Origin of the sequence: Nocardioides okcheonensis (genome assembly GCF_020991065.1) — a bacterium.
Lineage (GTDB): Bacteria > Actinomycetota > Actinomycetes > Propionibacteriales > Nocardioidaceae > Nocardioides > Nocardioides okcheonensis.
In genome coordinates, this window is the sequence record NZ_CP087710.1 from 1,759,014 (window position 1) to 1,785,572 (window position 26,559).

28 protein-coding genes and 1 pseudogene are annotated in these 26,559 nt (G+C 73.7%); 10 read left to right on the plus strand and 19 right to left on the minus strand.

What is annotated here, in order from left to right; translation table 11 throughout:
• The first annotated feature begins 1 nt into the window (after position 1).
• The gene (locus LN652_RS08510) at positions 2-619 is read left to right on the plus strand and encodes a class I SAM-dependent methyltransferase (protein WP_230444235.1); all 618 of its coding nucleotides are present in this window, start codon (positions 2-4) and stop codon (positions 617-619) included.
• A gap of 2 nt (positions 620-621) precedes the next feature.
• On the opposite strand, the gene LN652_RS08515 is transcribed toward LN652_RS08510, so the two are convergent.
• On the minus strand, positions 622-876 hold the full coding sequence (locus tag LN652_RS08515; protein ID WP_230444236.1) for a hypothetical protein: 255 nt from the start codon (positions 874-876) through the stop codon (positions 622-624).
• A gap of 23 nt (positions 877-899) precedes the next feature.
• On the minus strand, positions 900-1,799 hold the full coding sequence (mca, locus tag LN652_RS08520; RefSeq protein WP_230444237.1) for a mycothiol conjugate amidase Mca: 900 nt from the start codon (positions 1,797-1,799) through the stop codon (positions 900-902).
• Between the two features lie 38 nt (positions 1,800-1,837).
• Here mca and LN652_RS08525 point away from each other — a divergent pair, with 38 nt between their 5' ends.
• Both LN652_RS08525 and greA read left to right on the plus strand, forming a co-directional pair.
• Complete coding sequence (locus LN652_RS08525) at positions 1,838-2,227, plus strand: DUF4307 domain-containing protein (protein WP_230444238.1); 390 nt, start codon at positions 1,838-1,840, stop codon at positions 2,225-2,227.
• A gap of 224 nt (positions 2,228-2,451) precedes the next feature.
• A complete protein-coding gene (greA, locus tag LN652_RS08530; RefSeq protein WP_230444239.1) occupies positions 2,452-2,943 on the plus strand; it encodes a transcription elongation factor GreA in 492 nt (163 codons plus the stop codon).
• Between the two features lie 106 nt (positions 2,944-3,049).
• Here greA and ilvA read toward each other — a convergent pair whose 3' ends face one another.
• From ilvA to LN652_RS08560, 6 genes are all read right to left on the minus strand, one after another.
• Positions 3,050-4,258: a threonine ammonia-lyase gene (ilvA, locus tag LN652_RS08535; RefSeq protein WP_230444240.1), complete on the minus strand. Its 1,209-nt coding sequence runs from the start codon at positions 4,256-4,258 to the stop codon at positions 3,050-3,052.
• On the minus strand, positions 4,255-5,631 hold the full coding sequence (locus LN652_RS08540; protein WP_230444241.1) for an AI-2E family transporter: 1,377 nt from the start codon (positions 5,629-5,631) through the stop codon (positions 4,255-4,257). Before LN652_RS08540 ends, ilvA begins: the two co-directional genes overlap by 4 nt.
• Before the next feature lie 10 nt (positions 5,632-5,641).
• Positions 5,642-7,069: a glutamate mutase L gene (locus LN652_RS08545; RefSeq protein ID WP_230444242.1), complete on the minus strand. Its 1,428-nt coding sequence runs from the start codon at positions 7,067-7,069 to the stop codon at positions 5,642-5,644.
• A complete protein-coding gene (locus tag LN652_RS08550; protein ID WP_230444243.1) occupies positions 7,066-7,389 on the minus strand; it encodes a DUF202 domain-containing protein in 324 nt (107 codons plus the stop codon). Before LN652_RS08550 ends, LN652_RS08545 begins: the two co-directional genes overlap by 4 nt.
• Positions 7,390-7,391: 2 nt before the next feature.
• Entirely contained in the window at positions 7,392-8,552 is a 1,161-nt protein-coding gene (locus LN652_RS08555) for a cystathionine gamma-synthase (RefSeq protein WP_230444244.1), read from the minus strand.
• A gap of 147 nt (positions 8,553-8,699) precedes the next feature.
• Complete coding sequence (locus tag LN652_RS08560; protein WP_230444245.1) at positions 8,700-9,428, minus strand: hypothetical protein; 729 nt, start codon at positions 9,426-9,428, stop codon at positions 8,700-8,702.
• Positions 9,429-9,598: 170 nt separating this feature from the next.
• On the opposite strand from LN652_RS08560, the gene msrA reads away from it, so the two are divergent.
• The gene (gene msrA, locus LN652_RS08565) at positions 9,599-10,249 is read left to right on the plus strand and encodes a peptide-methionine (S)-S-oxide reductase MsrA (protein ID WP_230444246.1); all 651 of its coding nucleotides are present in this window, start codon (positions 9,599-9,601) and stop codon (positions 10,247-10,249) included.
• A 124-nt stretch (positions 10,250-10,373) separates the two neighbouring features.
• Here the strand turns inward: msrA and LN652_RS08570 are convergent, their stop codons facing one another.
• Both LN652_RS08570 and LN652_RS08580 read right to left on the minus strand, forming a co-directional pair.
• Positions 10,374-10,775 (minus strand): pilus assembly protein CpaE, encoded by a 402-nt coding sequence (locus tag LN652_RS08570; protein ID WP_230444247.1) that lies wholly within the window; start codon positions 10,773-10,775, stop codon positions 10,374-10,376.
• A 150-nt stretch (positions 10,776-10,925) separates the two neighbouring features.
• Positions 10,926-12,389: pseudogene (locus tag LN652_RS08580) on the minus strand (GAF domain-containing protein); the annotation flags it as partial.
• A gap of 166 nt (positions 12,390-12,555) precedes the next feature.
• Here LN652_RS08580 and LN652_RS08585 point away from each other — a divergent pair.
• Positions 12,556-12,897 (plus strand): YciI family protein, encoded by a 342-nt coding sequence (locus tag LN652_RS08585; protein ID WP_230444248.1) that lies wholly within the window; start codon positions 12,556-12,558, stop codon positions 12,895-12,897.
• An 18-nt stretch (positions 12,898-12,915) separates the two neighbouring features.
• Here the strand turns inward: LN652_RS08585 and LN652_RS08590 are convergent, their stop codons facing one another.
• From LN652_RS08590 to LN652_RS08600, 3 genes are all read right to left on the minus strand, one after another.
• On the minus strand, positions 12,916-13,461 hold the full coding sequence (locus tag LN652_RS08590; protein ID WP_230444249.1) for a hypothetical protein: 546 nt from the start codon (positions 13,459-13,461) through the stop codon (positions 12,916-12,918).
• Between the two features lie 88 nt (positions 13,462-13,549).
• Positions 13,550-13,846, minus strand: coding sequence for a DUF1905 domain-containing protein (locus LN652_RS08595; RefSeq protein ID WP_230444250.1), 297 nt, complete (start codon positions 13,844-13,846; stop codon positions 13,550-13,552).
• Positions 13,847-13,967: 121 nt separating this feature from the next.
• Positions 13,968-15,443, minus strand: a complete 1,476-nt coding sequence (locus LN652_RS08600; protein ID WP_230444251.1) for a S8 family serine peptidase — start codon at positions 15,441-15,443, stop codon at positions 13,968-13,970.
• A 154-nt stretch (positions 15,444-15,597) separates the two neighbouring features.
• On the opposite strand from LN652_RS08600, the gene LN652_RS08605 reads away from it, so the two are divergent.
• From LN652_RS08605 to LN652_RS08625, 5 genes are all read left to right on the plus strand, one after another.
• Positions 15,598-16,428: an ABC transporter ATP-binding protein gene (locus tag LN652_RS08605; RefSeq protein WP_230444252.1), complete on the plus strand. Its 831-nt coding sequence runs from the start codon at positions 15,598-15,600 to the stop codon at positions 16,426-16,428.
• Positions 16,429-16,521: 93 nt separating this feature from the next.
• The gene (locus tag LN652_RS08610; protein WP_268932244.1) at positions 16,522-17,541 is read left to right on the plus strand and encodes an aliphatic sulfonate ABC transporter substrate-binding protein; all 1,020 of its coding nucleotides are present in this window, start codon (positions 16,522-16,524) and stop codon (positions 17,539-17,541) included.
• Positions 17,538-18,365: an ABC transporter permease gene (locus tag LN652_RS08615; protein WP_230444254.1), complete on the plus strand. Its 828-nt coding sequence runs from the start codon at positions 17,538-17,540 to the stop codon at positions 18,363-18,365. The genes LN652_RS08610 and LN652_RS08615 overlap by 4 nt, the downstream gene beginning before the upstream one ends.
• A 54-nt stretch (positions 18,366-18,419) precedes the next feature.
• The gene (locus LN652_RS08620; RefSeq protein WP_230444255.1) at positions 18,420-19,769 is read left to right on the plus strand and encodes an ABC1 kinase family protein; all 1,350 of its coding nucleotides are present in this window, start codon (positions 18,420-18,422) and stop codon (positions 19,767-19,769) included.
• Entirely contained in the window at positions 19,766-20,179 is a 414-nt protein-coding gene (locus LN652_RS08625) for a nuclear transport factor 2 family protein (protein WP_230444256.1), read from the plus strand. Before LN652_RS08620 ends, LN652_RS08625 begins: the two co-directional genes overlap by 4 nt.
• Here the strand turns inward: LN652_RS08625 and LN652_RS08630 are convergent.
• The 6 genes from LN652_RS08630 to LN652_RS08655 form a co-directional block, all read right to left on the minus strand.
• On the minus strand, positions 20,169-20,657 hold the full coding sequence (locus LN652_RS08630; protein ID WP_230444257.1) for an SRPBCC family protein: 489 nt from the start codon (positions 20,655-20,657) through the stop codon (positions 20,169-20,171). The genes LN652_RS08625 and LN652_RS08630 overlap by 11 nt on opposite strands.
• A gap of 43 nt (positions 20,658-20,700) precedes the next feature.
• On the minus strand, positions 20,701-21,906 hold the full coding sequence (locus LN652_RS08635; protein ID WP_230444258.1) for an RNA polymerase sigma factor: 1,206 nt from the start codon (positions 21,904-21,906) through the stop codon (positions 20,701-20,703).
• 118 nt (positions 21,907-22,024) lie between these two features.
• Positions 22,025-22,381 (minus strand): YciI family protein, encoded by a 357-nt coding sequence (locus LN652_RS08640; RefSeq protein WP_230444259.1) that lies wholly within the window; start codon positions 22,379-22,381, stop codon positions 22,025-22,027.
• 129 nt (positions 22,382-22,510) lie between these two features.
• The gene (locus tag LN652_RS08645; RefSeq protein ID WP_230444260.1) at positions 22,511-24,508 is read right to left on the minus strand and encodes a VWA domain-containing protein; all 1,998 of its coding nucleotides are present in this window, start codon (positions 24,506-24,508) and stop codon (positions 22,511-22,513) included.
• A complete protein-coding gene (locus tag LN652_RS08650) occupies positions 24,505-25,041 on the minus strand; it encodes a GNAT family N-acetyltransferase (protein ID WP_230444261.1) in 537 nt (178 codons plus the stop codon). Before LN652_RS08650 ends, LN652_RS08645 begins: the two co-directional genes overlap by 4 nt.
• Positions 25,034-26,437: a sigma 54-interacting transcriptional regulator gene (locus tag LN652_RS08655; protein WP_230444262.1), complete on the minus strand. Its 1,404-nt coding sequence runs from the start codon at positions 26,435-26,437 to the stop codon at positions 25,034-25,036. The genes LN652_RS08650 and LN652_RS08655 overlap by 8 nt, the downstream gene beginning before the upstream one ends.
• Positions 26,438-26,559 lie beyond the last annotated feature (122 nt).

Below are 26,559 nucleotides of genomic sequence, written 5' to 3' on the forward strand. Positions count from 1 at the left end.
CATGGACGCCCACGCCTGGGACGAGAGGTACGCCGCGAGCGAGCTGGTCTGGTCGCGCGGGCCCAACCGCTTCGTCGCCGAGGAGCTCGCCGAGCTGGAGCCGGGCATCGCGGTCGACCTCGGCGGCGGCGAGGGCCGCAACGCGATCTGGCTCGCCGAGCGGGGCTGGTCGGCGACCACCGTCGACTTCTCGCAGGTCGCCCTCGACAAGGGACGCCGGCTCGCCGGCGACCTCGCACTCGACTGGGTCTGCGCCGACGCCACCACCTGGCGGCCGGACCGGCCGGTCGACCTGGTCGTCGTCGCGTACCTCCAGCTGGCCGCCGCCCAGCGCCGGCTCGCGATCCGCAGCGCGGTGCAGATGCTGCGCCCGGGCGGCACCCTGCTGCTCGTCGCGCACGACACGACGAACCTCACCGAGGGGACCGGCGGACCGCAGGACCCGGCGGTCCTGATGAGCGCCGAGGACGTGCTGGACGACCTCGAGGGGATCGAGGTCGAGGTGGTGCGGGCCGGGCGGGTCGCCCGGGAGGTCACCGCCGCGTCAGGTCACCACGAGCACGCGGGCGACGCCGCGCGCACCGCCTGGGACTGCCTGGTCCGGGTCGTGCGCCGCTGAGGTCAGCCCTCGGACTTCTGCTGCTGGGGCGCCTCGCCCGCGGCCCCGTCCTCGGGCTCGTCGCGGGTGACCGGCTCGTCGCCGTAGAGCCCGGCCGCCTTGGCCGCCTCGGCCTTGCGCAGCTGCTTGACCAGGCTGAAGCCCAGCACGACGACGGCGAGGATCAGGAAGATCCAGATCGCGAAGCCGAGCGGCCCCGCGACGACCTCGCTGTCCTCGGGCGTGGTGTCGGCCAGGATGGTCACCAGCGTCTGCATGGCCCCATCCTCCCACTTCCCCCTCAGGGCGCGGGGGTCGGGATCCCGGCGAACAGGTCGTCCTCCGGCCGGGAGCTCTCGACCTTCGAGTCGACGAGCTCGTAGTCCTCGGTCGGCCAGGTCTTCTGCTGGACCTCACGCGGGATGGCGAACCACATGCCGTCGGGATCGATCTGCGTGGCGTGGGCCAGCAGGGCCTGGTCACGGACCCCGAAGTAGTCGCCGCACGGCACGCGGGTGGTGATCCGGTCGTCCCACTCCGGCTCGCGCTCCCACTTCGCGAGCCGCTCCTCGTAGGGCGACTCGAGGCCGTGGGCGAGCATCGCCTCGTGCAGGGCGTTGGTCTTCGCCCAGCTCCAGCCGTGGTGGTAGTAGAGCTTGAGCGGCTGCCAGGGCTCCCCCGCGTCGGGGAACCGCTCGGGGTCGCCGGCCGCGTGGTAGGCGGCGACGGAGACCTCGTGGCAGCGGATGTGGTCGGGGTGGGGGTAGCCGCCGCGCTCGTCGTAGGTGGTCAGCACGTGCGGCCGGAACTCCCGGATCAGCCGGACCAGGCGCTCGGTCGCCTCCTCGAGCGGGACCAGCGCGAAGCAGCCCTCGGGCAGCGGCGGCAGCGGGTCGCCCTCGGGCCAGCCGGAGTCGACGAAGCCGAGCCAGTCCTGGCGGATGCCGAGGATGTCGCGGGCGCGGTGCATCTCCTCGCGGCGGATCTCGGTGATGTTCTCCCAGACCTCGGGCCGGTCCATCTTCGCGTTGAGGACCGAGCCGCGCTCGCCGCCGGTGCAGGTGACGACGTGGACGTCGACCCCCTCGGCGACGTACTTCGCGGTCGACGCCGCCCCCTTGCTCGACTCGTCGTCGGGGTGGGCGTGGACGTGCATCAGTCGGAGACCGCGGCGGGGCCGGTCTGCGGAGGGCTGGGGCATGGGCGCGAGTCTAGGAGGTGCCGCTTAGGCTTTCGTGCGTGACCACCGACCTCGCCGACCGCTACGGCACGCCCGCGCGCTGGCGTCGCCCGGTCGTCGTCGCGGTGACCGCTGCCGTGGCCGCGGTCGGGCTCACCTGGCTGGCGTGGGCGGCCTGGTTCCACGGCACGCCCGACGTCACCTCGGAGATCGTCACCTACGAGGTGGTCAGCGACCACGCCACCGACGCCCGCCTCGACGTCGACCTGGCCGACGGGGTCACCGCCAGCTGCCGGGTCCGGGCCTACGCCGAGGACCACACCACCGTGGGCGAGCTGGCGTTCGAGCCCGTCGACGGGGCCAACTCGGTGACCATCCGCACCGAGCGCCGCGCCACCTCGGTGGAGAAGCTCGGGTGCACGACCGACGGGCAGACCCGCCCGCGCTGAGCGGCGTACGCCCACCCCTCCGTGTGCGGGGGACCTGCGCTCCGGCGCCGCGCTTGCTAACCTGTGGGTTCGCCCGTCCGGGAGCGCTGGCCCAGTCCCACGCCGCGCCGACCTCGATCGGACGGAGGACGAACCACCCACCCCGTGCGGGGGCGCTGAGACACATCCCGGCGCACACCACCCCGCACCACCAGAAGTACTCACGTTGAAGCAGGAGTAGTGACATGACCGACCAGGGCACCATCTGGCTGACCCAGGAGGCCTACGACAAGCTGCAGGCCGAGCTCGACGACCTCCGGGGCCCCCGGCGCCAGGAGATCATCGAGAAGATCGCCGCGGCCCGCGACGAGGGCGACCTCAAGGAGAACAGCGGCTACCACGCGGCCAAGGACCAGCAGGGCCAGCAGGAGGCCCGCGTCCGCCAGCTCGAGGACATGCTCCGCCGCGCCGAGGTGGGCGAGACGCCCGCCGACGACGGCGTCGTCGAGCCCGGCATGGTCGTGACGGTCGACTTCGGCGGCGGCGACACCGAGAAGTTCCTCCTCGGTGCCCGCGAGAACCTCATGGAGGGCGACGACCTCGACGTCTACTCCCCCGAGTCGGCGATGGGCGCCGCGATCAACGGCCGCACCAAGGGCGACGAGGTCACCTACACCGCGCCCAACGGCAAGGAGCTCAGCGTCACCATCGTCGACGCGGAGCCCTACCGCGCCTGACGGCGTACCCGGCGACCCGCACCCCGGAGCGGTGCGTGAGGAGGATTCCCGACCTCGGGAATGCCCCTCACGCACCGCTCCTCGGCGTTGACGGGCGTGCCGGTCGTCAGTCGGGGAGCCGGTAGCCGCGCTCGCGCAGCCGCGCCATCAGCAGCTCCGCGTGGGCCTCGCCGCGCGTCTCGAGCTGGATGCGGACCTCGACCTCGTTGAGGGTCAGCGACGGGGAGATCCGCTCGTGGGCGACCTCGAGGACGTTGGCGCCCGCCGCGCCGACCTCGGCGAGCAGCGACGCGAGGCCGCCCGGCAGGTCGGGGATGCAGACGCGGAGGTAGAGGTAGCGCCCGGCCGCGGCGAGGCCGTGGCGGATCACCTTGCTCAGCAGCAGCGGGTCGATGTTGCCTCCCGAGAGCACCGCGACGGCGGGCGTCTCGAAGCCGGTCGGGTCGTCGAGCATCGCGGCGACCGCGGCGGCGCCGGCCGGCTCCACGACTTGCTTGGCGCGCTCGACCAGGGCGAGCAGCGCCCGCGAGAGCGACTCCTCGGAGACGGTGATGATGTCGTCGACGTGGTCGCGGACCGCGGCGAAGGTGATGTCGCCCGGGCGACCGACCGCGATGCCGTCGGCCATGGTGCTCATCGACTCCAGCGGCACCGGGTGCCCGGCGGCGAGGGACCCGGGGTACGCCGCCGCGCCCTCGGCCTGGACGCCGACCACGCGCACGTCGGGGCGCAGCGCCTTGATCGCGACCGCGACGCCCGCCAGCAGCCCGCCGCCGCCGGTCGGCACCAGCACGGTGCGCACGTCGGGGGCCTGCTCGAGCACCTCGAGGCCGAGGGTGCCCTGGCCGGCGACGATGTCGACGTGGTCGAAGGGGTGGATGAGGACGGCGCCGGTCTGGTCGGCGAACTCGCGGGCCGCGGCGAGGGAGTCCTCGAGGTAGCGGCCGTGGAAGACCACGTCGGCGCCGTAGCCGCGGGTGGCCTTCTCCTTCGGGATCGGCGCGCCCTCGGGCATGAAGACCGTCGAGCGGATCCCGAGGGTCGACGCCGCGAGGGCGACGCCCTGCGCGTGGTTGCCGGCGGACGCCGCGACGACGCCGTGGGCGCGCTCGTCCTCGGAGAGCCGGGCGATCCGGACGTAGGCCCCGCGGGACTTGAACGACCCGGTCCGCTGGAGGTTCTCGCACTTCAGCGAGACCGGCCCGCCGACGAGGGCGGAGAGCCAGCGCGACTCCTCCATGGGCGTGACCACGGTGACCTCGGCCAGCGCCTCGCGCGCGGCCTCGACGTCGGCCAGGGTGACCTGCTCGGTCATCGTGCGTCCTCCTGGGTGTCGTCGGTTGCGTCCGGCCCGGCGAGCGGGCCGTCGTCCTCGGGGACGGGGTCGGGGGGTGTGCCGTCGTGCTCGAGGTCGTCCTCGAGCGCCTCGTCCGGGTCGCCCTCACCGATCGCGGTGTAGGACGCGAGGTGCTGCACGACGGCGTTGCCGGCGGCGACCAGCGGGACCGCGATCAGCGCGCCCGCGATGCCGGCGACGAGCACGCCGCAGCCGATGGCGACGATCACGCCGAGCGGGTGGATGGAGACGAAGCGGCCCATGAGGAAGGGCTGCAGGATGTGGCCCTCGATCTGCTGGACCAGGATCACGCCGCCGAGCATGAGGACCGCGGTGAACGGGCCCTGGTCGACGAGGGCGACGAGGATCGCGACCGTGCCGGCGATGGTGGCGCCGATCATCGGCACGAACGCGCCCAGGAACACCAGCACCCCGATCGCGATGACGAACGGCACGCCGAGGATCGCCGCCACGATCATGATGCCGATCGCGTCGGCGAGCGCCACGAGGACCGTGGCCCTGACGAACTGGGTCAGCGAGATCCAGGCGACCCGGCCGGAGGCGTCGACGCGCTCGCGGGCCGCGCGCGGGGCGACCCGGACCAGCCACGACCAGATCCGGTCACCGTCGGCGAGGAAGAAGTAGGTGGAGAACAGCACGATGAAGAAGCCCGCCACGACGTGGCCGACCGCCGTGCCGACCTCCGTGACGCGGGTGACCACGCCGCCGGTCTGGGTGCTGTCGGAGACCGCGCCCTGGATCTCCTTGATGTAGCCGTCGAGCTGGGAGTCCGACACCCTGAGCGGGCCGGTGCGCAGCCAGTCGCGGACCTGGCCGAGACCGGTGACGACCGAGTCGGCGAGGTCGCTGGCACCCTGCGCCACCTGCTGGCCCACGAAGGTGAGCAGGAGGGCGACGGTGCCGATCCCGAGGACCATCACGATCCCGGTGGCGGGTCCGCGGGGCAGGCCGACCCGACGCAGCCACGCGACCAGCGGCGCGACGAGCGCGGTGATCAGCAGCGCCACGGCCAGCGGCAGGGTGATGACCGCGAAGTAGCGCATCGTCCACAGCAGGCCGAGGCCGGCGACGACGATGACGATCAGCCGCCACGACCACGCGGCCGCGAGGTCGAGGCCCCACGGCACCTGGGCGCGGCTGAAGTTGGAGGGCCCGGTGGTGAACGCCGGCTGGTCGCGGCGCTCGCGCTCGGCGCGCATCTGCGCCCACTGCCCGAGGATCCGCTCCCCCAGCCGGTCGTCGTCGTCGCTGCGCCCGAGCGCGGCGAAGAGGCGTCGTCGGACGGTCTCGTCCTCGGTCTCGCCGGGCTCGGGCGTCGGCTGCTGGCTCACGTCGGCCACGCTAGCGGCCCCCTGCCGTGCGCAGCCCGGCGAGCAGCCGGTGGGCGGCGACCGGGTGGTCCTCGGCGAGCAGGCCGGCGGCGGCGAGGACGTAGTCGTGGTCGACGACGACCACCGGGTCGCGCGGGAGCTGCCACCCGCCCTCGAACGCGTCGCCGGTGGCGGGCCGCAGCACCCGGTCGGCCGCGTCCGGGCCGCCGTGGCGCAGCACGCCGCCGGAGCCGACCATCAGGTCGACCTCGCGCAGGTCCTTGCCGCTGCGCTCGACGACCCGGCCCTCCGGGCTGACCACGACCTTGCTGCGCCCGGCGTGGCGCTCGAGCGCGATCCGCACGGCCGCGGCGGCGATGGCGAGGTCGGCGTCCTGCTCGGCCGCCGGGTCGGAGCAGTGGTCGGGCAGCAGGTCGGGGTCGGCGTGCCGGCGCGCGGCCGCGTCGTGCAGGTCGTCGAGGCCGGCCGCCTCCACCGTCGACACCGCCGACCAGCGCATGCCGAGGTCGCCCTCGACCGTCCGCGTGACGGGGGTGACGCCCACGACCTCGCGCGACAGGCCAGCCCCGTCGACGGACGCCGTCTCCGGGTCGACCTCGACCACGCTGTGCACGTCGGTGGTCGCGCCGCCGACGTCGACGACGACCACGTCACCGGCGCCGGGGTGCTGCTCGTCGAGGCCGTGCGCGAGGAGCTCGACGCCGGTCAGCACGACGTCCGGGGTGGCTCCCCGGACCATGTCGGTGAAGGTCCTGCCCGCGGCGTCGGCGCGACTGCTGAGGTGCTTGCCACCGATGACGTGGGACAGGAAGATCTCGCGGATCGCCCGCCGGGCGCTGTCGGGGGCGAGGACGCCGATGCGCGGCACCACGTTGTCGGCCACCACGTGGGGGGTGCCCGCACCGGCGAGCAGCGCGGACACTGCCGGCCGGGAGTCGACGTTGCCGGCGACGACGACGGGGCCAGGCCACGGCGTCGCGGCGAGGAACGCGGCGTCGCCCTCCAGGACCTCGGAGTTGCCGCCGTCGGTGCCGCCGACGAGCAGCACGACGTCCGGCTCGGCGGCCCGCAGCTCGGCGAGCTTGGTGGTGTCGAGGCCGCCGTGGAGCACGAGCACCACCTTGCCGCCGCTGGACAGCGCGACCCGGCGGCCGGCCTCGGCGGTGACGAGCTCCTCGTTGCCGACGACGGCGATCCGCAGGCCGCCGCCGGCGCTGGAGCACGCCAGCACGTCGGCGTCCCGTGCTCGCGGGTCCTGCTCGACGAGGGCGTTCACGCAGGCGTCGTACCCCTCGAGCACGTCACCATGCCCCGCGGCGTCGGGGAGCGTGGTCGGGTGGCTCGCCGTGGCGAGCAGGTCGCCGGTGCCGAGGTCGACGAGGGCGGCCTTGGTGAAGGTCGAGCCGAAGTCGACGCAGACCACGCAGTCGCGGCTCACGCGACCACCGAGAGCGCGACGAGGAGCACGAGGACCACGACGGTCGCGAAGACCGCCGGCGCCGCCGTGCTCGGCGGCAGCTCGCGACCCTCGCGGATCGCCGTGTCGGCCTGGCGGTAGCGCCCCATGCCCAGCGTCGCGGTGAGCGCCGCCCCGGCGAGCAGCGCGACGCCGAGGAGAGTCTCGGCCCACGAGTCGCGCAGCAGGTTGAGCGCGCCGACGGCGGCCACCAGCAGGCCCACGGCCGTCCGCTCGTAGGCGAGGAAGGTGCGCTCGTTGGCGAGCGAGTAGCGCGGGTCCGTCCGGTCGGCGTCGGCCACCGTCACCCCAGCGACCGGTCGAGGTCGGCGAGCAGGTCGTCGACGCTCTCGATGCCGACGCTGAGCCGGATCAGGTCGTCGGGCACCTCGAGGTCGGTGCCGGCGACGCTGGCGTGGGTCATCCGCCCCGGGTGCTCGATGAGCGACTCGACGCCGCCGAGGGACTCGCCGAGGGTGAAGACCTCGGCGCGCTCGCAGACCGCGAGCGCCCGCTCGACGCCACCCGCGACGCGGAAGGAGATCATCCCGCCGAACCGCTTCATCTGCCGCGCCGCGACCTCGTGGCCGGGGTGGGCGGCGAGCCCGGGGTAGATCACCTCGGTGACGCGGGCGTCGCCGTCGAGGAAGGCGGCGATCCGCTCGGCGTTGTCGCAGTGGCGGTCCATCCGCACGCCCAGCGTCTTGAGGCCGCGGTGGGTGAGGAAGGCGTCGAACGGGCCGGCGACCGCTCCCATCGCGTTCTGGTGGAACCCGATCTTCTCGGCGAGGTCGAGGTCGCGCACGACGACCGCGCCGCCGACGACGTCGCTGTGCCCGCCGACGTACTTGGTGGTCGAGTGCAGGACCACGTCGGCGCCGAGGGTGAGCGGCTGCTGGAGGTACGGCGAGGCGAAGGTGTTGTCGACGACGAGCAGTGCGCCGGCGTCGTGGGCGACCGTGGCCAGGGCCTCGATGTCGCCGATGGTCAGCATCGGGTTGGTGGGCGTCTCGACCCAGACCAGCTTGGTGCGCCCGGGCTCGATGGCGGCGGCCACGGCGTCGGTGTCGGCGACCGCGGCGGGGCTGTGGTCGAGGCCCCAGACCTTCGCGACCTTGTCGAAGAGGCGGAACGTGCCGCCGTAGGCGTCGTCGGGGATCACCACGTGGTCGCCGGGGCGGGTCAGGGCGCGGATGATCGCGTCCTCGCCGGCGAGCCCGGAGGCGAAGGCGAAGCCGCGCTCGCCCTCCTCGACGGCCGCGAGCGCGCCCTCGAGGGCGGTGCGGGTCGGGTTGGCCGAGCGGCTGTACTCGTAGCCGCCGCGCAGGCCGCCGACGCCGTCCTGCTTGTAGGTGCTGCTGGCGTAGATGGGCGGGATGACCGCCCCGGTCATCGCGTCGGGCTCGTAGCCGGCGTGGATCGCACGCGTCTCGAAACCGACCTTGTTGGCACGTTCCTGGGTCACGTGGCGAGCGTAGACCCCGGGTGCCGCGCCGGTCACAGCGGAACGGCCGCCACGTATGGGGCGTGGCGGCCGTTCCTCCCCTGGTCCCCCGGTGATCCCCCGATCCCCACGATCCCCCCGGGTCCTGCGCGGCGACGAGCCGCCCGGTCAGCGCCCGAGGATCGCCCCGGCCCCGGTCGCGCCCTTCGGCGCGGTCACGTCACCCGTCACCCCTCCGGCCGGCGTGAGCGCCCAGCCCCCGAGGCTGGCCGAGAGGCCGGCGGCCCCGGAGGTGAACCGGACGACGATGCCGAACGGCGACGACGCGCCCGTCGACCCCGTCGCGCTGGCGAAGGTGAACGCGCTGGCGTTGTTGGCCGCGCCCTCGTAGATGCACAGGAAGCCCGCTGCTGCGGCCGGTGCCGCCGCGGTCCCCGTGCAGCTCGGGTTGGCCGGCCCGCCGCTCGGGACGAACACGACCGTGGGCGCCGCCGTCAGCGTCGCGCCGAACTCGATGCTGCTGAACGCGAACTCGCCGGCCCCGGCCGCGTTGTTCGACGCGAGGTAGGTGCCACGCAGGGTCGTCGGGTACGGCGCGTACTTCGCGTCGCTCTCCGCCTTGGTGTAGCCCGACCCGGCCGTCTCGTAGGAGCCCTTGGGCTGGAAGGCCGCGCCGCTCTGGGCCTTGGTGTAGTACCGCCTGTCCGACTTCTTCTTGGTGTAGAAGGTCTTGGCGGCGAGCGGCTTGAGCTCCTTCTTCCAGATCTTCTTCCAGCTCGTGGCGGCGGCCTGCGAGACCTGGGCGCCGGCGGGCGTGACGGCCATCAGGCCTCCACCGACCAGGACCCCGAGCAGGACGGCCACCAGCAGCTGGCGGACCGGGCGACGTGACGACATGTGCTTCCCCTTCGGACGAGTGGTGCGTGCGTCCACCACCGTCCTCCCGGGACGCCCCCGGCGCATCGGTGCAAGCACGACGTCTAGACCGCGTAATTCCACCTATGCCCGCCCCTGTCCACCTGCCAGACACCGCCGGCGCTGTTTGCCCTGCGAGGGAGGATGGAGCCATGTTCGGATTCGGCAAGCCCACCACCCTCCCCACGCCCGACGAGGCCCTCCGCGGCCGCGCGGAGCCGATGTGGCAGCTGGGGCGGCACGTCGTGCTCGACGCCCCCGTGGTGACCGACGAGGTCCCCGACGGCCACGAGGTCGCCCTGCTCGGCCTCGGCTGCTTCTGGGGCGCCGAGGAGATCTACTGGCAGGTCCCGGGCGTCTGGTCGACCTCGGTCGGCTACGCCGGTGGCAGCACCCCGAACCCCACCTACGAGGAGGTCTGCAGCGGCCGCACCGGGCACACCGAGGCGATCCGCGTCGTCTTCGACCCGGCGGTGGTCTCCTACGCCGACCTGCTCAAGAAGTTCTTCGAGATCCACGACCCGACCCAGGGCATGCGCCAGGGCAACGACGTCGGCACCCAGTACCGCTCCGCGATCTACTGGACCACGCCGGAGCAGGAGCAGACCGCCCGCGAGCTGACCAAGGTCTACGGCGACGAGCTCGCCCGCCGCGGTCTCGGCGAGATCACCACCGAGATCCGCCCGGCGAGCGAGACGCCGTACTACTACGCCGAGGACGCCCACCAGCAGTACCTCGCCAAGAACCCGTTCGGCTACCGCTGCCACGCCAACACCGGCGTGGCGTTCCCCGAGACCGCCTGAGGGTCGGACGCACGCTGGGTCGAAGTTCGCTCGTGCCATGCACGTGTGAACTGCGACCTTGCCGCTGCGGGCTACCCCGAGTCTCCGCGGTCAGGACCGCGCAGACCCATGACGTCCGCAGGGATCAGTCCCGTTCCAGCCCGCTGAGCACCGCCCGCGCGGCGGCGTCGACGGCGGCGAGGTCGACGTGCTCCTCCTCGCGCTCCCCGACCACGACGCGTACGACGTGGCCGCCCGAGCGCGCGGTCAGGCTCACGAACCGGTCGCCGAGCACGGCGAGCAGCTGGTCGAGGCGGGGCAGCCACACCGCCTCGGCCTCCTCGACGTCGTCGAGCGCCCACTCGGTCGTGCCGTTGAAGGCCAGCACGCGACCGGACGGTCGCTCGCGCACCTCGACCACCATGTCGCTGACGGTGAAGACCGCCTCGTCGAGGTCGCGGTCCGGCAGCCAGAACCGGTCGCCGTTGGCGGGCGACCAGACGAGGCCGGCGTCGTGCAGGCGGAGGGCGAGGTCGGGGGACGTCACCCCGCCAGTGTGCCCCGGGCGCCGAGGAGCCGGCGGACGTCAGCCGTTGAGGATCTCCCGGGTCACCGCGGTCTGCTCGTTCAGCACGCCGCCGATGAGGGTCTGGGTCTCGTTGATCCGCGTCACGACCTGCTCGATGTCGGCGAGCGAGGCGACGACGCCGGCAGCGTCGGACTGGATGGCGCCGACCTGACCGCTGACGTCGGCGGTCGCACGGGCGGTCTCCTGGGCGAGGTCCTTGACCTCGTTGGCGACGACGGCGAAGCCCTTGCCGGCCTCGCCCGCACGCGCGGCCTCGATGGTCGCGTTGAGGGCCAGCAGGTTGGTCTGCTCGGCGATCTGCGTGATCACCTTGACGACCTTGCCGATCTCCTGGCTGCTGGACTCCAGGCGCGCGACGAGCTCGCCGGCCCGGCGGGTGGCCTCGGCGGCGTCCTCGGAGACGGTGGTGGCGAGCTGGACGTTGCGCTCGACCTCGCCGATGCCGCTCAGGATCTCGGTGCCCGCGGTGCGCAGCCGCTCGGCGGCCTCGGTCCGCTCGATGGCCTGCGAGACGAGGAACGTGGTGTTGCGCAGCGCGTCGCCGCGGCTCTGCGGGAGGTCGAAGCGCTCGGTGGCGAAGAAGTCCATCGTGGCGATGACCTGCCCTCGCACGACGATCGGCAGGCAGACGCCGGACTTCACCCCGGCCCGCTGGGCGGCGGGCGCCCGTACGCAGTCGGTCACCTCGCCGAGGTCCGGCACGAACACCATGTCCCGCGCGCGCCACGTCCGACCGGAGAGCCCCACACCCTCACGGAAGGACGCGGCGAGCGTGACCTGGCGGAACTCCTCGCTCGCCGAGCCCGACTCGAGCACGAACCGCAGCGCGGTCCGGTCGCCGTCCAGCGCCCAGTAGGAGCCGTACTCCCAGCCGAACTCCTCGCGGATCACGTCGAGCGCGGTGCGCGCCGCCTCGTCGGGCGACTGGGCGCCCACCAGGCGCCTGAGGACGGACGTCACGGCGGCCATGTCGCGGGCCACCTCGGCCTGCCGGGCGCGCTCGCGCACGCGACCGAGCGCCTGGGAGACCAGCAGCCCGACGGCCCGCAGGGTGGTCAGCTGGTCGTCGTCGGGGCTGAGGGTGTCGGTGGTGAAGAAGTCCATCGTGCCGACGACGTGCCCCTGGTCGTCGAGCAGCGGGAAGCAGACCCCGCTGCGCACGCCCACCCGCCGCGCGACCGGCGCGCGGACGCAGTCGGCGACCTCGGCCAGGTCGGGGACGAACACCAGCTCCCGTCGCTGCCAGGCGCGGCCGGCGAGGCCGACCCCCTGGGCGAAGGTGGCGCTCATGGTGACCGCGGTGAACTCGGGGCTCACCTCGCCGGAGTCGGTGACGAAGCGCAGGACCGAGGTCTCCTCGTCGACGCGCCAGTAGGAGCCGTACGCCCAGCCGAAGGCCTCGCGCACCGCGCCCAGCGCTGCGCGCACGGCCGCGTCCGGGTCGGCGGTGTCGGCGCTCCCGGCGAGCACGCCGAGCACCTCGGTCACCGCGCGCGCCTCGGACCGGGCACGGTCGAGCCGTCCGGCGGCGACGGCGTCGGCACCGTCAGGCCTCCTGCGGGTCAGCAGCATGTGGATCCCCTCGTGTGTCCCCCGCGAAGTGTCGACGCTCCGATCGGCAGCGACGGCGCCGTCTTGAGGACTTCCGGGAGACGACGTGTCGGCTGTCGATCCGGGCCCCGCTCGTCCGTCACAGTGGTGAGGGCCGCACGGGGCGGCCCACGACGGAGGGACGACGATGGCGCGCTACGCGATCTACTTCATGCAGCAGTGGGTGGGCGACCACCCGGCCGAGTGGTACGAGGGACGCGTCGAGCCGTCCCGCGCCGTGGTGCGCGAGATGGAGGAGGCCGGCGTGCTGGTCTTCGCCGGCGGCCTCGTCGAGGAGATGGACCTCGCGTTCAGCGCCGACGGGACGAGCGGGACCATGGTGGTCACCGACGGCCCCTACACCGAGGTCACCGAGTACCTCGGCGGGATCACGGTCATCGAGGTCCCTGACGTCGACACCGCGAAGGCGTGGGCGGCGAAGGTGGCCGAGGGGTGCGGCTGGCCGCAGGAGGCCCGGGAGATCAAGTAGACCCCCCGGGGCTGCCGCTCAGCGCGCGACCCAGTCGGTGAAGCTGCGCGGGTCGCCGAGCCAGTCCGTGCGGGTGTCGCCGCCGCCCGGTCGGGTGCCGGCGACCCGCACGGCGACCCGGACCTGCTCCGGCGTGCCGATCGCGTCGCGGGCGATCCGCATCCGCACCTGCTCGGTGTCGTAGTCGATGCTCATCCGGTACGACCCCTCGACCGGCTCGCCCCACGTGGAGGTCGCGAAGCCGTCGGTGGTGAGCAGGACGTAGTCGGTGCCGCTGAAGTAGCCGCCGGAGAACACGTACTCCGGGCCCGGGTCGTCCGGGTCGGTGTCGAGGAAGACCGAGCCCGAGGAGCCGCTGCGGAAGGACTCCTGCAGGTCGGCGTGGGTGGTGGTCACCACCACGTTGCGGCCGCCGTGCTTCACCTCGACCGAGCGCAGGTCGACCCCGTGGCGGAGGTCCTGCGCGTCGTCGACGGTCAGGCTGTCGGCGAAGGCCGGGGCGGTCTGGAGGGAGGCGAGGGCGGCGACCGCCAGGGTCGCGGCGCCCAGGATGGTCCTGCGCATGATGGTGTCCGTTCTCGTGTGGTCCGCCTCCGGTCGGAGGCACTCAGGAGACGCACCACCCGCACGGGAGGTTGCTCCCCGACGCGGATCAGTCGCGGCCGACCGACAGGCTGACCTCGACGGGGTCCCCGAGCCCGAGCCCCTCGGCCCGCCGCACGGCGTCCTTGACCGGCAGGAACCAGGTGCCCTCGCGCGGGAACATCGACGTGGTGAACGTCGTGGACCCGATCCGGGCGCGCACCGGGACGACGCCCCAGTAGACGACCTCCGCCTTCACCTCGTCGACGAGGTCGGCCTCGTCGGGGGGCAGCGGCACGAAGTGGTAGGGCGCGGGACCGCGCCACTCGACCAGGGTCCCGCTGAAGTCCATGTCCACGGTCGTCACCCAAGCAGACCGAGGGGGCGGGCGGGAGCCCTGTATCTCCCGCCCACCCCGTCCGCCGCACCCCTGTCGCGCGGCGGTGTCCCCTGGAGGGGGTCTGTGGCGCCGGTCCGGCGCGCCTCCCTCAGCCGAGGGCGGCGACGGCGGCGACGACGTCGACGAGGCCGTGGCCCTTGTCGTACGAGGTGGGTCCGAGCGGACCGGCCTGGTAGGCCGCTCCGTCCGCGTACGTGTGGGCCGAGACCTTCAACGCCTCTTCGATGTCACCCGGGGTCGCGGATGGGTCGGCCTGGAACAGCTGCGCCACGATGCCCGCGACGTGCGGCGCGGCCATCGAGGTCCCGCTGATCGTGTTGAACGTGCCGAGGTCGAGCGGCCCCGGTCCGTTGCGGAAGTCCAGCCCGGTCGCGCAGATCACCAGGTACGGGCGGCACGAGGAGGTGATGTTCTCGCCGGGCGCGGAGAGGTCCGGCCAGGTCGAGGGGTCCGTGGCGAGGCCGCGCGAGCTGAAGTCGGACACGGTGCCGTCGCGGGTGCCGGTGTCGCCGTCGTTGTAGGAGGCGACCGAGAGGATGCCGCCCGTGGGGTCCTGGCCGGGCGGGTTGGTGAGGCTCTGCGAGCCGTCGCCCCCGTCGTTGCCGGCCGCCCACACCGTGACGACACCCTCGGCGGCCAGCGCACGCTGGAGCTTGACCGTCGCGGACTCGGGGTCGAAGGCCCCGCCGCCGGTGGGGCCGTAGGAGTTGTTGGTGACCTTGATCGGCGGGCAGGTCGCCGCCGGGACGCCTGCGCCGCACGGCGCCTCGTGGTTCTCCAGCACCCAGTTGAGGGCGGAGTCGGCACCGAGGATCACGATGCCGGCGCCGGTCGAGATCGAGACGAGCTTCGCACCGGGCGCGGCGCCCTGCACCTTGCCTCCGTCGGTGAGCGTGGTGGGTCGCCCGGCGACGATGCCGTTGACGTGCGTGCCGTGGCCGCCGACGGAGAGCGTGTCGGTGTCGACCACGTTCGGGAGCCGCTGCACGCTGCAGGTCTCGGTCAGCGGCTCGCACAGCGCCTTGAGGTTGGCGACGACCGCGGAGGAGCCGTCGGCCTCGCGGAGGTACGGGTGGGTCGGGTCGACGCCGGAGTCGATGACCGCGACGCTGACCCCCCGGCCCGTCAGCGGGGTGCCGTCGGCGCCGGTGAGGGTGGCGGCGGCCTCGGCGCCGCGGGTCGCGACGTTCGACGTCTCCTGGAAGAACGAGATCGGCTGGGCGCCGCCCTCGACGTAGGTCACGCCGGGCTGGGTGCGGACCGCCTCGACCTGGGCGCGGGTGGCCTTGGCGATGACCACGCCGATCGAGCGGAACTCGCCCTTCTTCGTCATCCCGGTCGCGGCGACGGCGTCGCGCGCGGCGGCGATCGAGGTGCCGTGCACCATCACCGCGGTCGGGCCGGTCAGCCGGGTCAGCTGCCCGGCGAGGAAGTCGGAGACGTCGGCCGGCGCCGACGCGGCACCGGCCGCGCGGTCCGGTGCGGCGGACGCGACGCCGCCGACGCCCGTCGCCGACGCGGCGAGGGTCGTCGCCGCGAGGGCGAGCAGGAACTTCGTACGCACTGGTGCCTCCCGGGAGTGGTGGGAACGGTGACCGTCCAACGACCGACCGGGACCGGGGTCACGCCTCCGCGCCGCACCATGTGCAACAATCTCGACCTAGTTACTCTAGATTGATGGCTTCTCGTGCCGAGAACGTCGCCCCGGAGGAGAGAGCGTGACCCTGACGGTGCCCACCACCCCGAGCGGGACGCTCGGCGGCGACGCCTCCCGCACGCCCGCCCTCGCGGTCCGCTTCGAGTCCGTGCACCGCTCCTTCCCCACGGCCGACGGGCCACGCCCGGTGCTGGCGTCGGTCGACCTCGCGCTCGCGCCGGGGTCGGTGACCGCCCTGCTCGGCACCTCGGGGTGCGGGAAGTCGACCCTGCTGCGCCAGGGGGCCGGGCTCGACCGCCCCACCCGCGGCCGGGTGCTGGTCGACGGCACCCCGGTCCGCGCCCACGACGACCGCTGCGCCGTCGGCTTCCAGGAGCCGCGGCTGCTGCCGTGGCGCACCGTGCGCGACAACGTCGCGCTCGGGCTGCCGCGCGGCACGCCCCGCGCCGAGGGACGCCGCCGCGTCGACGAGCTGCTCGACCTCGTCGGGCTCGCCGCCCATGCCGGGCACCGTCCGCGCGAGATCTCCGGCGGCATGGCGCAGCGCACCTCGCTCGCCCGCGCCCTCGCGCGCCGGCCGGGCGTCCTGCTGCTCGACGAGCCGTTCGGCGCCCTCGACGCCCTCACCCGCCTGCGGATGCAGGACCTGCTGCTCGACGTCCACCGGGCCCACCCGACCACCGTCCTGCTCGTCACCCACGACGTCGAGGAGGCGCTGCAGCTCGCCGACCGGGTCGTCGTCCTCGGCCGCCGTCCGGGCGAGGAGGCCGCAGGGGTGCTGGACGTCGTCGACGTCCCGGGCGAGCGCCCGCGCGACCGCGAGAGCGCCGACCTGGCCCGGCTCCGCACCGTCCTGCTCGAGCGCCTCGGCGTCGCCCCGCACCACGCCTGAGCCCGTCCCGCGCGCCGCACCCGGAGCCACCCGGGCGGCGCCCCCGCCTGTCAGCACCGTCCCACCCACCCGTCCTCCCGAGGAGAACCCCGCATGCCCGTCAACGCCCCGTCCCTCCGCCTGCGCGGAGCCGCCGTCGGCACCCTCCTGCTGGCCGCCACCACCCTCACCGGCTGCGCCGCCGGCGAGGACGCGGCCCAGGCCGCCGACGACACGGTCGTGGTCGACTACGCCACCTACAACCCGCTCAGCCTGGTCATCAAGGACCAGGGCTGGCTCGACGACGCGCTGGCCGAGGACGGCACGTCGGTGCAGTGGGTGAAGTCCGAGGGCTCCAACGACGCCAACGAGAAGCTCCGCGCCGAGGCCATCGACGTCGGGTCCACCGCCGGCTCGGCCGCCCTCCTCGCGCGCGCCAACGGGTCCCCGATCCACACCGTCGACGTGTTCTCCCAGCCCGAGTGGTCGGCGATCGTCGTGCCGCAGAACTCCCGGGTCGACGACCTCACCGACCTCGAGGGCGGGACCGTCGCCGCCACGCTCGGCACCGACCCGTACTTCTTCCTCCTGCAGGCGCTCGACGAGGCCGGGGTCGACCCGGACACGGTCACCGTGGAGAACCTGCAGCACGCCGACGGCGCCGCGGCGCTCGCCGCGGGACGCGTCGACGCGTGGGCCGGCCTCGACCCGATGATGGCGGCGGCCGAGCAGGACGGGGCGCGGCTGCTCTACCGCAACGTCGACTTCAACACCTACGGCTTCCTCAACGTCACCGAGGACTTCCTCGCCGACGACCCCGAGACCGTCCAGCTCATCGTCGACGTCTACGACCACGCGCGCGAGTGGGTGGCGCAGAACCCCGACGAGGCCGTCGCGATCCTCGCGGAGGAGGCCGCCATCGACGAGGAGGTCGCCCGGACCGTGCTCACCGAGCGGACCACGCTCGACGGCGACCACGTGCCCGGCGCGGACCAGCTCGCCGTGCTGGAGCGCGTCGGCCCGGTCTTCGTCGAGAACGGCGACGTCGACGAGCAGGCGAGCATCGACACCGCGCTGGAGGAGCTGTTCGACACCACCTTCGCCGAGAAGGCCGACGCGACGAGGGTGTCGTGACGCAGGCGGAGGCGGACCTCGTCGGGGCCGGCCCCGGCCCGACGGCCGAGGCCCCCGACGACGCCCGGCGGCGCGTGCCGCTCCTCGGCTGGCTCGCCGGCGCGCTGCTGCCGGCGGCCCTCGTCCTGGGGTGGCACCTGCTGGCCGCGTCCGGCACCTTCTCGCCGGTCCAGCTGCCGCCGCCGACGGCCGTGCTCGACGCGGCACGCGGGCTGTGGGAGCGCGGCGACCTGCTCCCCCACGTGCACATCTCGGCCCAGCGGGTGCTGGTCGGCTTCCTGTCCGGGTCGGCGGTCGGACTCCTGCTCGGGGCGGCGCTCGGGCTGTCCCGCACCGCGGACCGCCTGGTGTCGCCGACGGTCGGCGCGGTGCGCGCCGTCCCGTCGCTGGCCTGGGTGCCGCTGCTGATCCTGTGGCTCGGCATCGGCGAGGACTCCAAGGTCACGCTGATCGCGATCGGGGCGACGTTCCCGGTCTTCACGACCGTCCACCAGGCCCTGCGGCACGTCGACCCCCAGCTCGTCGAGGCGGCGCGCTCGTTCGGCCTGCACGGGTGGCGGCTGCTGACGACCGTCCAGCTGCCGGCCGTCGTGCCGGCGCTGTTCTCCGGCCTGCGCCTCGCGCTGGCGCAGTCGTGGCTGTTCCTCGTGGCGGCCGAGCTGATCGCGTCGTCCCAGGGCCTCGGCTTCCTGCTGATCGAGTCGCAGAACAACGGCCGGACGGACCGGCTGCTGCTCGCGATCGTGCTGCTGGCGGTGCTCGGGAAGGCGAGCGACGCGGTCCTCGGCATCGTCGAGCGGTGGGCCACGCGCCGCTGGGCCTGAGCCCCACTCCTTCGGACCTGCCCCCGGTCACCAGCCATCGGCGATGATGGGGACATGACCGAGCTCCCCCGCAAGGCTGCCGCTCGTACGGCCCGGCTCGCCGCTCTGCCCCTCGGGTACGCCGGACGGCAGGCGGTCGGGCTCGGCAAGCGGCTCGGCGGCAAGCCGGCCGAGGCGGTGCTCACCGAGGTCCAGCAGCGCACCGCCGAGCAGCTGTTCCGCACCCTGGGCGAGCTCAAGGGCGGGGCGATGAAGTTCGGGCAGGCGCTGAGCGTCCTCGAGGCGGCGCTGCCCGAGGAGGTCTCCGCGCCCTACCGCGAGCACCTCACCGCGCTGCAGGACTCCGCGCCCCCGATGCCGACGTCCACGGTCCGCGAGCAGCTGGCCAAGCAGCTCGGCCCGGACTGGGACCAGCACCTCGTGTGGCTCGACGGCGCGCCCACCGCCGCCGCCTCGATCGGCCAGGTCCACCGCGGCCGCTGGCGCGTCGAGGACTCCGGTGAGGAGCTCGACGTCGCCGTCAAGGTGCAGTACCCCGGCGCCGGCGAGGCGCTGATGTCGGACCTGCGCCAGATCGCCCGGGTGGCGAAGGGCGTCGCCCCCGTCTTCCCCGGGATCGACATCAAGCCGCTGGTCGCCGAGCTGCAGGACCGTGCGGCCGAGGAGCTCGACTACCACCTCGAGGCCGACGCGCAGGCGGCCTACGCCGAGGCGTTCGCCGACCACCCTGACATCGTCGTGCCGGGCGTGGTGGCCGTCGGCACCGAGGTGCTGGTCAGCGAGTGGCTCGACTCCGCCCACTCGCTCGCCCACGTCATCCGCGAGGGGACGCAGGAGGAGCGCGACCACTACGGCGAGCTCTTCGTCCGCTTCCTCTTCGAGGGCCCGCGACGCACCGGCATGCTCCACGCCGACCCGCACCCCGGCAACTTCCGCGTCATCCCCGGCGCCGACGGCTCCCCGGGCCGGCTCGGCGTGCTCGACTTCGGCGCCGTCGCCCGGCTCCCCGACGGACAGCTCCCCCCGGCGATGGGCCGGCTGATCCGGATCGCGATCGACTCCGACGAGGAGTCGCTCGTGGCCGGGCTGCGCGCGGAGGGCTTCATCAAGGACCGGATCACCGTCGACCCGGCGATGCTGCTGAACTACCTCTCCCCCTTCGTCGAGCCGGCCGCGCAGGAGCGCTTCGGCTTCACCCGCGACTGGATGCGCGAGCAGTTCGAGCGGATCAACGACCCGCGCGCGGAGTCGTTCACGCTGGCGACCAAGCTCAACCTGCCGACGTCGTACCTGCTCATCCACCGCACCTGGCTCGGGTCGCTCGGCCTGCTCAGCCAGCTCGGCGCCTCCGTGCCGTTCCGCGAGATCCTCGAGGAGTCGCTGCCGGGGTTCGCCCGCGCATGAGCACCGCAGCCGACGCCCTCGCCCGCTGGCACGCCGTCGTCGAGAGCCGCGATCCCGCAGGTCTCCCGGGGCTGGTCGCCGAGGACGCCGTCTTCCGCAGCCCGGCGGTGCACGCGCCGCAGGAGGGCCGCGACGCCGTCGTCGGCTACCTCACCGCCGCGTTCACCGTGCTCGGGCCTCACCTGGTCTACGAGCGCGAGTGGCTCGGCGACGACTCGGCGGTGCTGCAGTTCCGCACCACCGTCGGCGGCTACGACGTCTCCGGGATCGACATGATCACCTGGGACGCCGACGGGCAGATCGTCGACTTCACCGTCATGGTGCGCCCGAAGAAGGCGCTCGACGCCGTCATCGAGCACATGGGCGCCGAGCTGCTGCGGATGCTCGAGGCGGCCGGCCCTACGCCGTGACGCCGCGCGCCCGGCGACGCACCACCCGGTCGAGGATGCCGAGCGTGGCGCGCAGCTCGGACTGGCCGACCACCGGGAAGACCGGACGCCACTCCTCGCTGACCTGCGACCAGTCGTAGACCGACGTCACCCACGTGCCGGGGCGTCCGTCGACCTCGTCGGGCTCGAGGACGTAGCCGTAGGTGTGGCCGATCGGCGGCTTGACCGTCCCGTCGATCCACCACGCGATCTCGCGGTCGGGCCGGTAGCGGTCGATGACCACGTCGACCTCGTAGCGACCCATCGGGAGGTCGCCCTTGGCCTCGCGGTCCATCTGCACGGTGAACCGGTCGCCGACGGCACCCACCGGTCCCCCGGTGGCCTCCTGCAGCATCCCCGAGGCGTCGATCTCGACGTGCCCCGCGGGGTCGCGCAGGACGGCGAACACGGCGGCCGGGTCGGCCTCGATGAAGCGGCGGGCGGTCAGCTGGTCGTCCATGGACCCAGCCAACCACGCCGCGTGGGCGACGGGCCCGCCGGACTCAGCCGGGCGCAGCATCGGCCCCGTCGGCGCGGCTGACCTCGGCCAGGCGCTGCTCCAGGAACGCACGCTCCGCGGCGTTCGCCGTGAGCTCCATCGCGCGCTGGTACGACCGAGCGGCACCGGCCGCGTCACCGAGGCGGCGCAGCACGTCGGCGCGGGCGGCGGGGAGGTAGGGGTAGTCGGCGAGCCGGGGATCCGTCGCCAGCTCGTCCAGGAGCGGCAGCGCGGCGGCCGGTCCGTCGGCGAACGCCACGGCGGCGGCCCGGTTGAGCGCGACCACCGGGGTGCTCCACACCGCCAGCAGCCGGTCGTAGAGGTGCACCACGCGCGGCCAGTCCGTCTGGTCCACGGACGGCGCCATCGCGTGCACGCCGGCGATCGCCGCCTGCAGGGTGAACCGCCCCGGTGGGCCCGCCGCCAGCGCTCCGGCCGTCACCGTGAGGCCCTCCAGGATCGCGCGCTGGTCCCAGCGCGTCCGGTCCTGGTCGGCGAGCAGGAGCAGCCGGCCCTGCTCGTCGGTCCGGGTGGCACGTCGCGCGTCGGTGAGCAGCAGCAGGCCCAGCAGGCCTCCGGTCTCGGCCTGCTCGGGGAGCAGGGCGGCCAGGGTGCGCGCGAGGTGCAGGGCACGGTCGCAGAGGTCCTCACGGACCAGCGCGTCCCCCGCGCCGGCCGTGTGGCCGGTGCTGAAGAGCAGGTGGACGGCGGTCAGCACGCTGTCCAGGCGCTCGGGCAGCTCGGCCCGGTCCGGGACCCGGTAGGGGATCCGCGCCTCGGAGATCTTCTTCTTGGCCCGGGTGATCCGCGCCGCCATCGTGGACTCGGACACGAGGAAGGCCCGGGCGACGTCGGGGGTGGGGACGCCGCAGACCAGGCGCAGGGTGAGGGCGACGCGGGCCTCGGGGGCGAGGGTGGGGTGGCAGCAGGTGAACACCAGCCGGAGCCGGTCGTCCGGCACCGCGGCGTCGGAGGGGTCGAGGTCGGCCGGGTCGCTCGGGTCGACGGTCGCCGGCTCCACGAGCAGCGGGAGCTTGCGCCGGAGGGTGACCTCGCGACGCATGCGGTCCAGCGCGTGGTTCCGCGCCACCGTGGTCAGCCACGCACCCGGTCGCTCCGGGACGCCGTCCCGGGTCCAGGCCTGCAGCGCCCTGACGTACGCCTCCTGCGCACACTCCTCCGCGACGTCCAGGTCGCCTGTGACACGCACCGTGGCGGACAGCACGAACGCCCACTCGGAGCGGTGGGCCTGCGCCAGCGCGGCGGCGACCGCGTCCGCCTGTGCGGCGGACGCGGTCGGCTCGTCGCTGGGAGCGCTCAGAGCGGGCTCAGAACGGGTTCGTCGTCGGGTCGACGACCGGGCGGACCTCGACGCCACCGAAGGGGGCCGGGCACAGCTTGGCGATCTCGACGGCGTGGTCGAGGTCGCGCGCCTCGACGACGTAGAAGCCACCGAGGGCCTCCTTGGTCTCGACGAACGGGCCGTCCGTCACCGTGCCGCCACCCTTGACCGAGGTGGCCGTCGTCGTGGCCGCGAGCGCCTCGCCGCCCGCGAGGGAACCGCCGAGCTCGAAGACCTGCTTGACGAACGTGCCGTGCGCGTCGACCAGCGCGCCCCAGGCCTCGGGCGACATGGTCGCGTAGCGGGCCTGGTCTTCGTAGATGAGGATTGCGTACTTGGCCATCGGGTGTCTCCTGCACTGGGTCGCGGGCCGGCCTGTCCGGCGCCGTCATCAACGACGACGAACACCCTGCCCCCGGATCGACAGCCGGGGAAGGATCTTCTCCAGGATTCTCCCGGCGGGCGCGGTGGCCTAGACCCAGGAGCCGCGCCCACCGCCGTACCAGTCGCCGAAGTGCTCGCGGTAGGACGACGCGGGTCCGCGGGAGCCGAGGTACGAGCCGACCACCGCGGCGCCGAGGTCGTCGAGCTCGGGGCTGACCATCCGGCCGTCGACGCGGCGCGCCATCGAGTCGATGAAGCGCGCCAGCCCGGGGTCGTCGCCGAGCCGGAAGAAGGTCACCTGGGCGCCCAGGCGCGCGGCCGCGTCGAGCTCGCGCACCGAGTGGGCGATGGTCAGCGGGTGCGGCGGGTAGGAGAACCACACCTCGCCGTCCGCCTCGAGGTGCGCCGTCGGCTCCCCGTCGGTGACGACCAGCAGCACCGGCTGGGCGTTGGGGTGCTTGCGGAAGAACCGGTTGGCCAGCAGCAGCGCGTGGTGCAGGTTCGTGCCCTTGTCCCAGCGGGCGTCGAGCGCGGTGAGCTCCTCGACCTCCATCACCTGGGCGTGGCGGCCGAAGGCGATCAGCTGCAGGTCGTCGCCGCGGAAGCGCGACCGGACCAGCTGGTGCAGCGCGAGCGCGGTGCGCTTCATCGGCACCCACCGCCCGTCCATCGCCATCGAGAACGACGTGTCGACCAGCAGCGCGACGGCCGCCTGGGTGCGGGCCTCGGTCTCGGTGACCTCGATGTCGTCGACCCGGATCCGCACCGGTCGCGTCCCGCCGTCGCGGAGCACCGCGTTGCCGATCGTGCGCGGGACGTCCCACGGCTCGGTGTCGCCGAACTCCCAGCGCCGGCTCGAGCCCGTCGGCTCGCCGGCGAGGCCGGTCGTACGCGTCTCGCGCGCACCGGAGCGCCCGCTCATCCGCTCGGCCACGTCGCGCAGCAGCGCCCTGCCGAGCTGTCGCATCGCCTTGGGCGACAGCCGCAGCTCGCCGTCGGAGCCGCGCTTGAGGTAGCCGCTGTCGCGCAGCGCCCGCTCGAGGTCCTGCAGGGTCTTCGCGTCCACCGCGGCGTCCTGGCCGAGCTGGCGAGCGAGCGCGTCGAGGTCGACGTCGTCCATCCGCGCGCCGCGGTGCGACTGGGCGAGCTGGTCGGCCAGCGCGTCGAGCTGGGCGAGGTCCTGGAGCGCGCCGGTGCCGTCGCCGAGGCCCATGCCCTCCTCGCCCTCGAAGGACTCCGAGCCCGACCAGTCCTCGCCGGGGCGCAGCGCCTGGAGGTTGGCGTCCATCCGGGCGAGCTGCTCGATCAGCTGCGGCGAGCCGAACGCCTGCTGCGAGAGCTCCATCAGCTCCTGGCGCTGCTCCGGCGTCATCGAGTTGAGCATCCGCTGGGCCGCGGCGGCGCGCTGCGCGAGCGAGTCGAGCAGCTCGTCCATGTCCTTCGGGCGCTCGGGGAAGAAGTCGCCGTGCTTGTCCATGAAGTCGGCGAACTCCTCGTCGGTGACCCCCTCCGACGCGTGCTTCTCGAGCAGGTCGTTGAGGTCGGACAGCATGTCCTGGACGGCCTGCCGGTCCTCGTCGGTCGCCCCCTCGAGGGCCTGCTTCATGCCGGCGAAGCGCTGGTCGAGCAGCTCCCGGCCGAGCAGGTCCTTGATCTGCTCGAACGCCTCGCGGGCCTCCGACGACTGCCAGTCGTAGGACGACAGCTCGCTGACCGCGGCCGGCGTCGAGGACGGCAGGTTGTCGAGCATGAGCTCGCGGAACGCGCGGTCCCCGTCGTCCATCGTGATGTCGCGGGCGAGCTGGCCGCGCTCGGCGCGGACGGCCTTGTCGAGGAGCTCGCGGACCTCCTGCATGGTGCCGTCGAGGTTGTTGCGCTGCAGGATCTCGCGCCGCTTCTCAGCGACCCGGCGGGCGAGCTCGTCGAGGCCCGTCTGGTCGCTGCCGCCGCGGCGCAGGAACTCGCGCATCGCGTGCTCGGGGCTGTAGCCGGCCATCACGTCCTGCCCGATCGCGTCGAGCGCCTCGGCGAGGTCGACCGGCGGGGCGAGCGGGTCGCCGCCGTCGTACTTGCGGAACCGGGTCATCGCCGCCTCGTCCCGCGCAGGTCCTTGCGGAGCCACACGTCGTCGGGCCACACCCCGTCGCCGACCCGCTCGACCTCGACGAACCCCTTCGCGCGGTAGAACGCGAAGGCCTGCTCGTTGCCGTCGACGACCTCGAGCCACAGCTCGTCGCCCTCGACGAGGGCCTCGACCTCGGCCAGCAGCCGGCTGCCGATCCCGCGACCGTGGTGGTCGGGGTGGACGTAGAGCTTCCACATCACCTCGCGCTCGCCGGTGACGTGGGGGAAGTCGCGGTGCGAGCGCGACAGCAGCCCGAACGCGGCCATCGCGACGACCTGCCCGTCGCACTCGGCGACCAGGTGGGTGTTGACCGCCAGCGAAGCCTCGAAGCGCTCGGCCACCCACCACTCGTCGAGCATCCGCTGGGCGTAGGCCTCGTCGATCGGCCCGTAGGTCGGCGGCACGACGGCCTCGCCGAGGTCCCGGAACCCGGGGATGTCGGCGTGGGTGCCGGCGCGGACGGTGACCGCGGCGCCGACCGCGGCCTCAGCCATAGACGGTCTCCCCCGCGTCGGCGTCCTTGCCGATCCGGCGGGCGAGGTAGAGCCCCTCGAGGGCGAGCTCGACCGCCGCGGCGCGCTCGCCGTCGTTGGTGGCGCCGAGGCGGTCACAGACCTGGTCGTAGAGGTCCGACTCGCCCAGCACCGGCAGGCCGGCGAGGAAGTCGCGCGCACCGACGCGGGCGCCGGTGGCGACCATCGCGCCCTCCTCGATCGCCTCCACGAGCAGCCGCAGGTCGATGCCGGCGAGGTGGGCACGGACGGTCTCGGCGACGGCGGTGCGCAGCAGGTGGGTGAGGATCTCGGTCTCGCGGCCCTCCTCGCCGGTCTCGAACTCGATCTTGCCGCCGAGCACGTCGACGGCCGTCTCGAGGTCGACCACGCGGGCGACGGCCTCCTCCTCCCCCTGGGTGGTGGCGCGGTGCAGCGCGGCGGCGGCGATGGTCTCCGCGCCGGCGATCGCGAAGCGGGCGCTGACGCCGGAGCGCTGGTCGACCGACTGGGAGTCGCGGAGGTTGCGGGTGAAGCGGGCCAGCACCTCGAGGAGGTACGCCGGCACCTCGGCGACGAGGTCGGCCTCCTGCTCGATGACCGCGATCTCCTTCTCGACCTCGCGCGGGTAGTGGGTCCGGATCTCCGCACCGAAGCGGTCCTTGAGCGGGGTGATGATCCGGCCGCGGTTGGTGTAGTCCTCCGGGTTGGCGCTCGCGACCACCAGCACGTCGAGCGGCAGGCGCAGGACGTAGCCGCGGATCTGGATGTCGCGCTCCTCCATCACGTTGAGCATCGCGACCTGGATCCGCTCGGCGAGGTCGGGGAGCTCGTTGATCGCGACGATGCCGCGGTGGCTGCGCGGGATGAGCCCGAAGTGGATGGTCTCGGGGTCGCCGAGGTGGCGTCCCTCGGCGACCTTCATCGGGTCGACGTCGCCGATCAGGTCGGCGACCGACGTGTCGGGGGTGGCGAGCTTCTCGGCGTAGCGCTCGTCGCGGTGGCGCCACGAGATGCGCAGGTCGTCGCCGTGGGCCGCGGCCGCCTGCTGCGACGTGACGGTGATCGGCTCGTAGGGGTGCTCGCCGAGCTCCGAGCCCGAGATCACCGGGGTCCACTCGTCGAGCAGCCCGACCAGCGAGCGCAGCAGGCGGGTCTTGCCCTGCCCCCGCTCGCCGAGCAGCACGATGTCGTGTCCGGCCAGCAGCGCCCGCTCGACCTGCGGGACGACGGTGTCCCCGAAGCCGTGCAGCCCGGGCCACGGGTCCTCGCCGCTCGCGAGCAGGGCGAGCAGGTTGTCGCGCAGCTCCACGCGCAGCGGCTTGAGCTCGTGGCCGCTGGCGCGCAGCTGGCCGAGGGTGCTGGCTTCGGGGTGCGGGGTCTGGCTGGCGTCGCTCACGTCTCCACGCTAGACCGGCCCGTCAACGTGGAGCGCACTCGAAGCCCGCCACGACGGTCCACCGACCCGCGGCGGTCGGGACCTTGGACCCTGCTCTCGCCGACCGGCCTCGGGGAAGGTGG

Bases quoted from the DNA above. Each gene is read 5' to 3' on its own strand.
- LN652_RS08510 (WP_230444235.1), top strand. From the start codon at position 2: ATGGACGCCCACGCCTGGGACGAGAGGTACGCCGCGAGCGAGCTGGTC.
- LN652_RS08515 (WP_230444236.1), bottom strand. From the start codon at position 876: ATGCAGACGCTGGTGACCATCCTGGCCGACACCACGCCCGAGGACAGC.
- mca (WP_230444237.1), bottom strand. From the start codon at position 1,799: ATGCCCCAGCCCTCCGCAGACCGGCCCCGCCGCGGTCTCCGACTGATG.
- greA (WP_230444239.1), top strand. From the start codon at position 2,452: ATGACCGACCAGGGCACCATCTGGCTGACCCAGGAGGCCTACGACAAG.
- ilvA (WP_230444240.1), bottom strand. From the start codon at position 4,258: ATGACCGAGCAGGTCACCCTGGCCGACGTCGAGGCCGCGCGCGAGGCG.
- LN652_RS08560 (WP_230444245.1), bottom strand. From the start codon at position 9,428: ATGTCGTCACGTCGCCCGGTCCGCCAGCTGCTGGTGGCCGTCCTGCTC.
- msrA (WP_230444246.1), top strand. From the start codon at position 9,599: ATGTTCGGATTCGGCAAGCCCACCACCCTCCCCACGCCCGACGAGGCC.
- LN652_RS08585 (WP_230444248.1), top strand. From the start codon at position 12,556: ATGGCGCGCTACGCGATCTACTTCATGCAGCAGTGGGTGGGCGACCAC.
- LN652_RS08590 (WP_230444249.1), bottom strand. From the start codon at position 13,461: ATGCGCAGGACCATCCTGGGCGCCGCGACCCTGGCGGTCGCCGCCCTC.
- LN652_RS08610 (WP_268932244.1), top strand. From the start codon at position 16,522: ATGCCCGTCAACGCCCCGTCCCTCCGCCTGCGCGGAGCCGCCGTCGGC.
- LN652_RS08620 (WP_230444255.1), top strand. From the start codon at position 18,420: ATGACCGAGCTCCCCCGCAAGGCTGCCGCTCGTACGGCCCGGCTCGCC.
- LN652_RS08625 (WP_230444256.1), top strand. From the start codon at position 19,766: ATGAGCACCGCAGCCGACGCCCTCGCCCGCTGGCACGCCGTCGTCGAG.
- LN652_RS08630 (WP_230444257.1), bottom strand. From the start codon at position 20,657: ATGGACGACCAGCTGACCGCCCGCCGCTTCATCGAGGCCGACCCGGCC.
- LN652_RS08640 (WP_230444259.1), bottom strand. From the start codon at position 22,381: ATGGCCAAGTACGCAATCCTCATCTACGAAGACCAGGCCCGCTACGCG.
- LN652_RS08645 (WP_230444260.1), bottom strand. From the start codon at position 24,508: ATGACCCGGTTCCGCAAGTACGACGGCGGCGACCCGCTCGCCCCGCCG.
- LN652_RS08650 (WP_230444261.1), bottom strand. From the start codon at position 25,041: ATGGCTGAGGCCGCGGTCGGCGCCGCGGTCACCGTCCGCGCCGGCACC.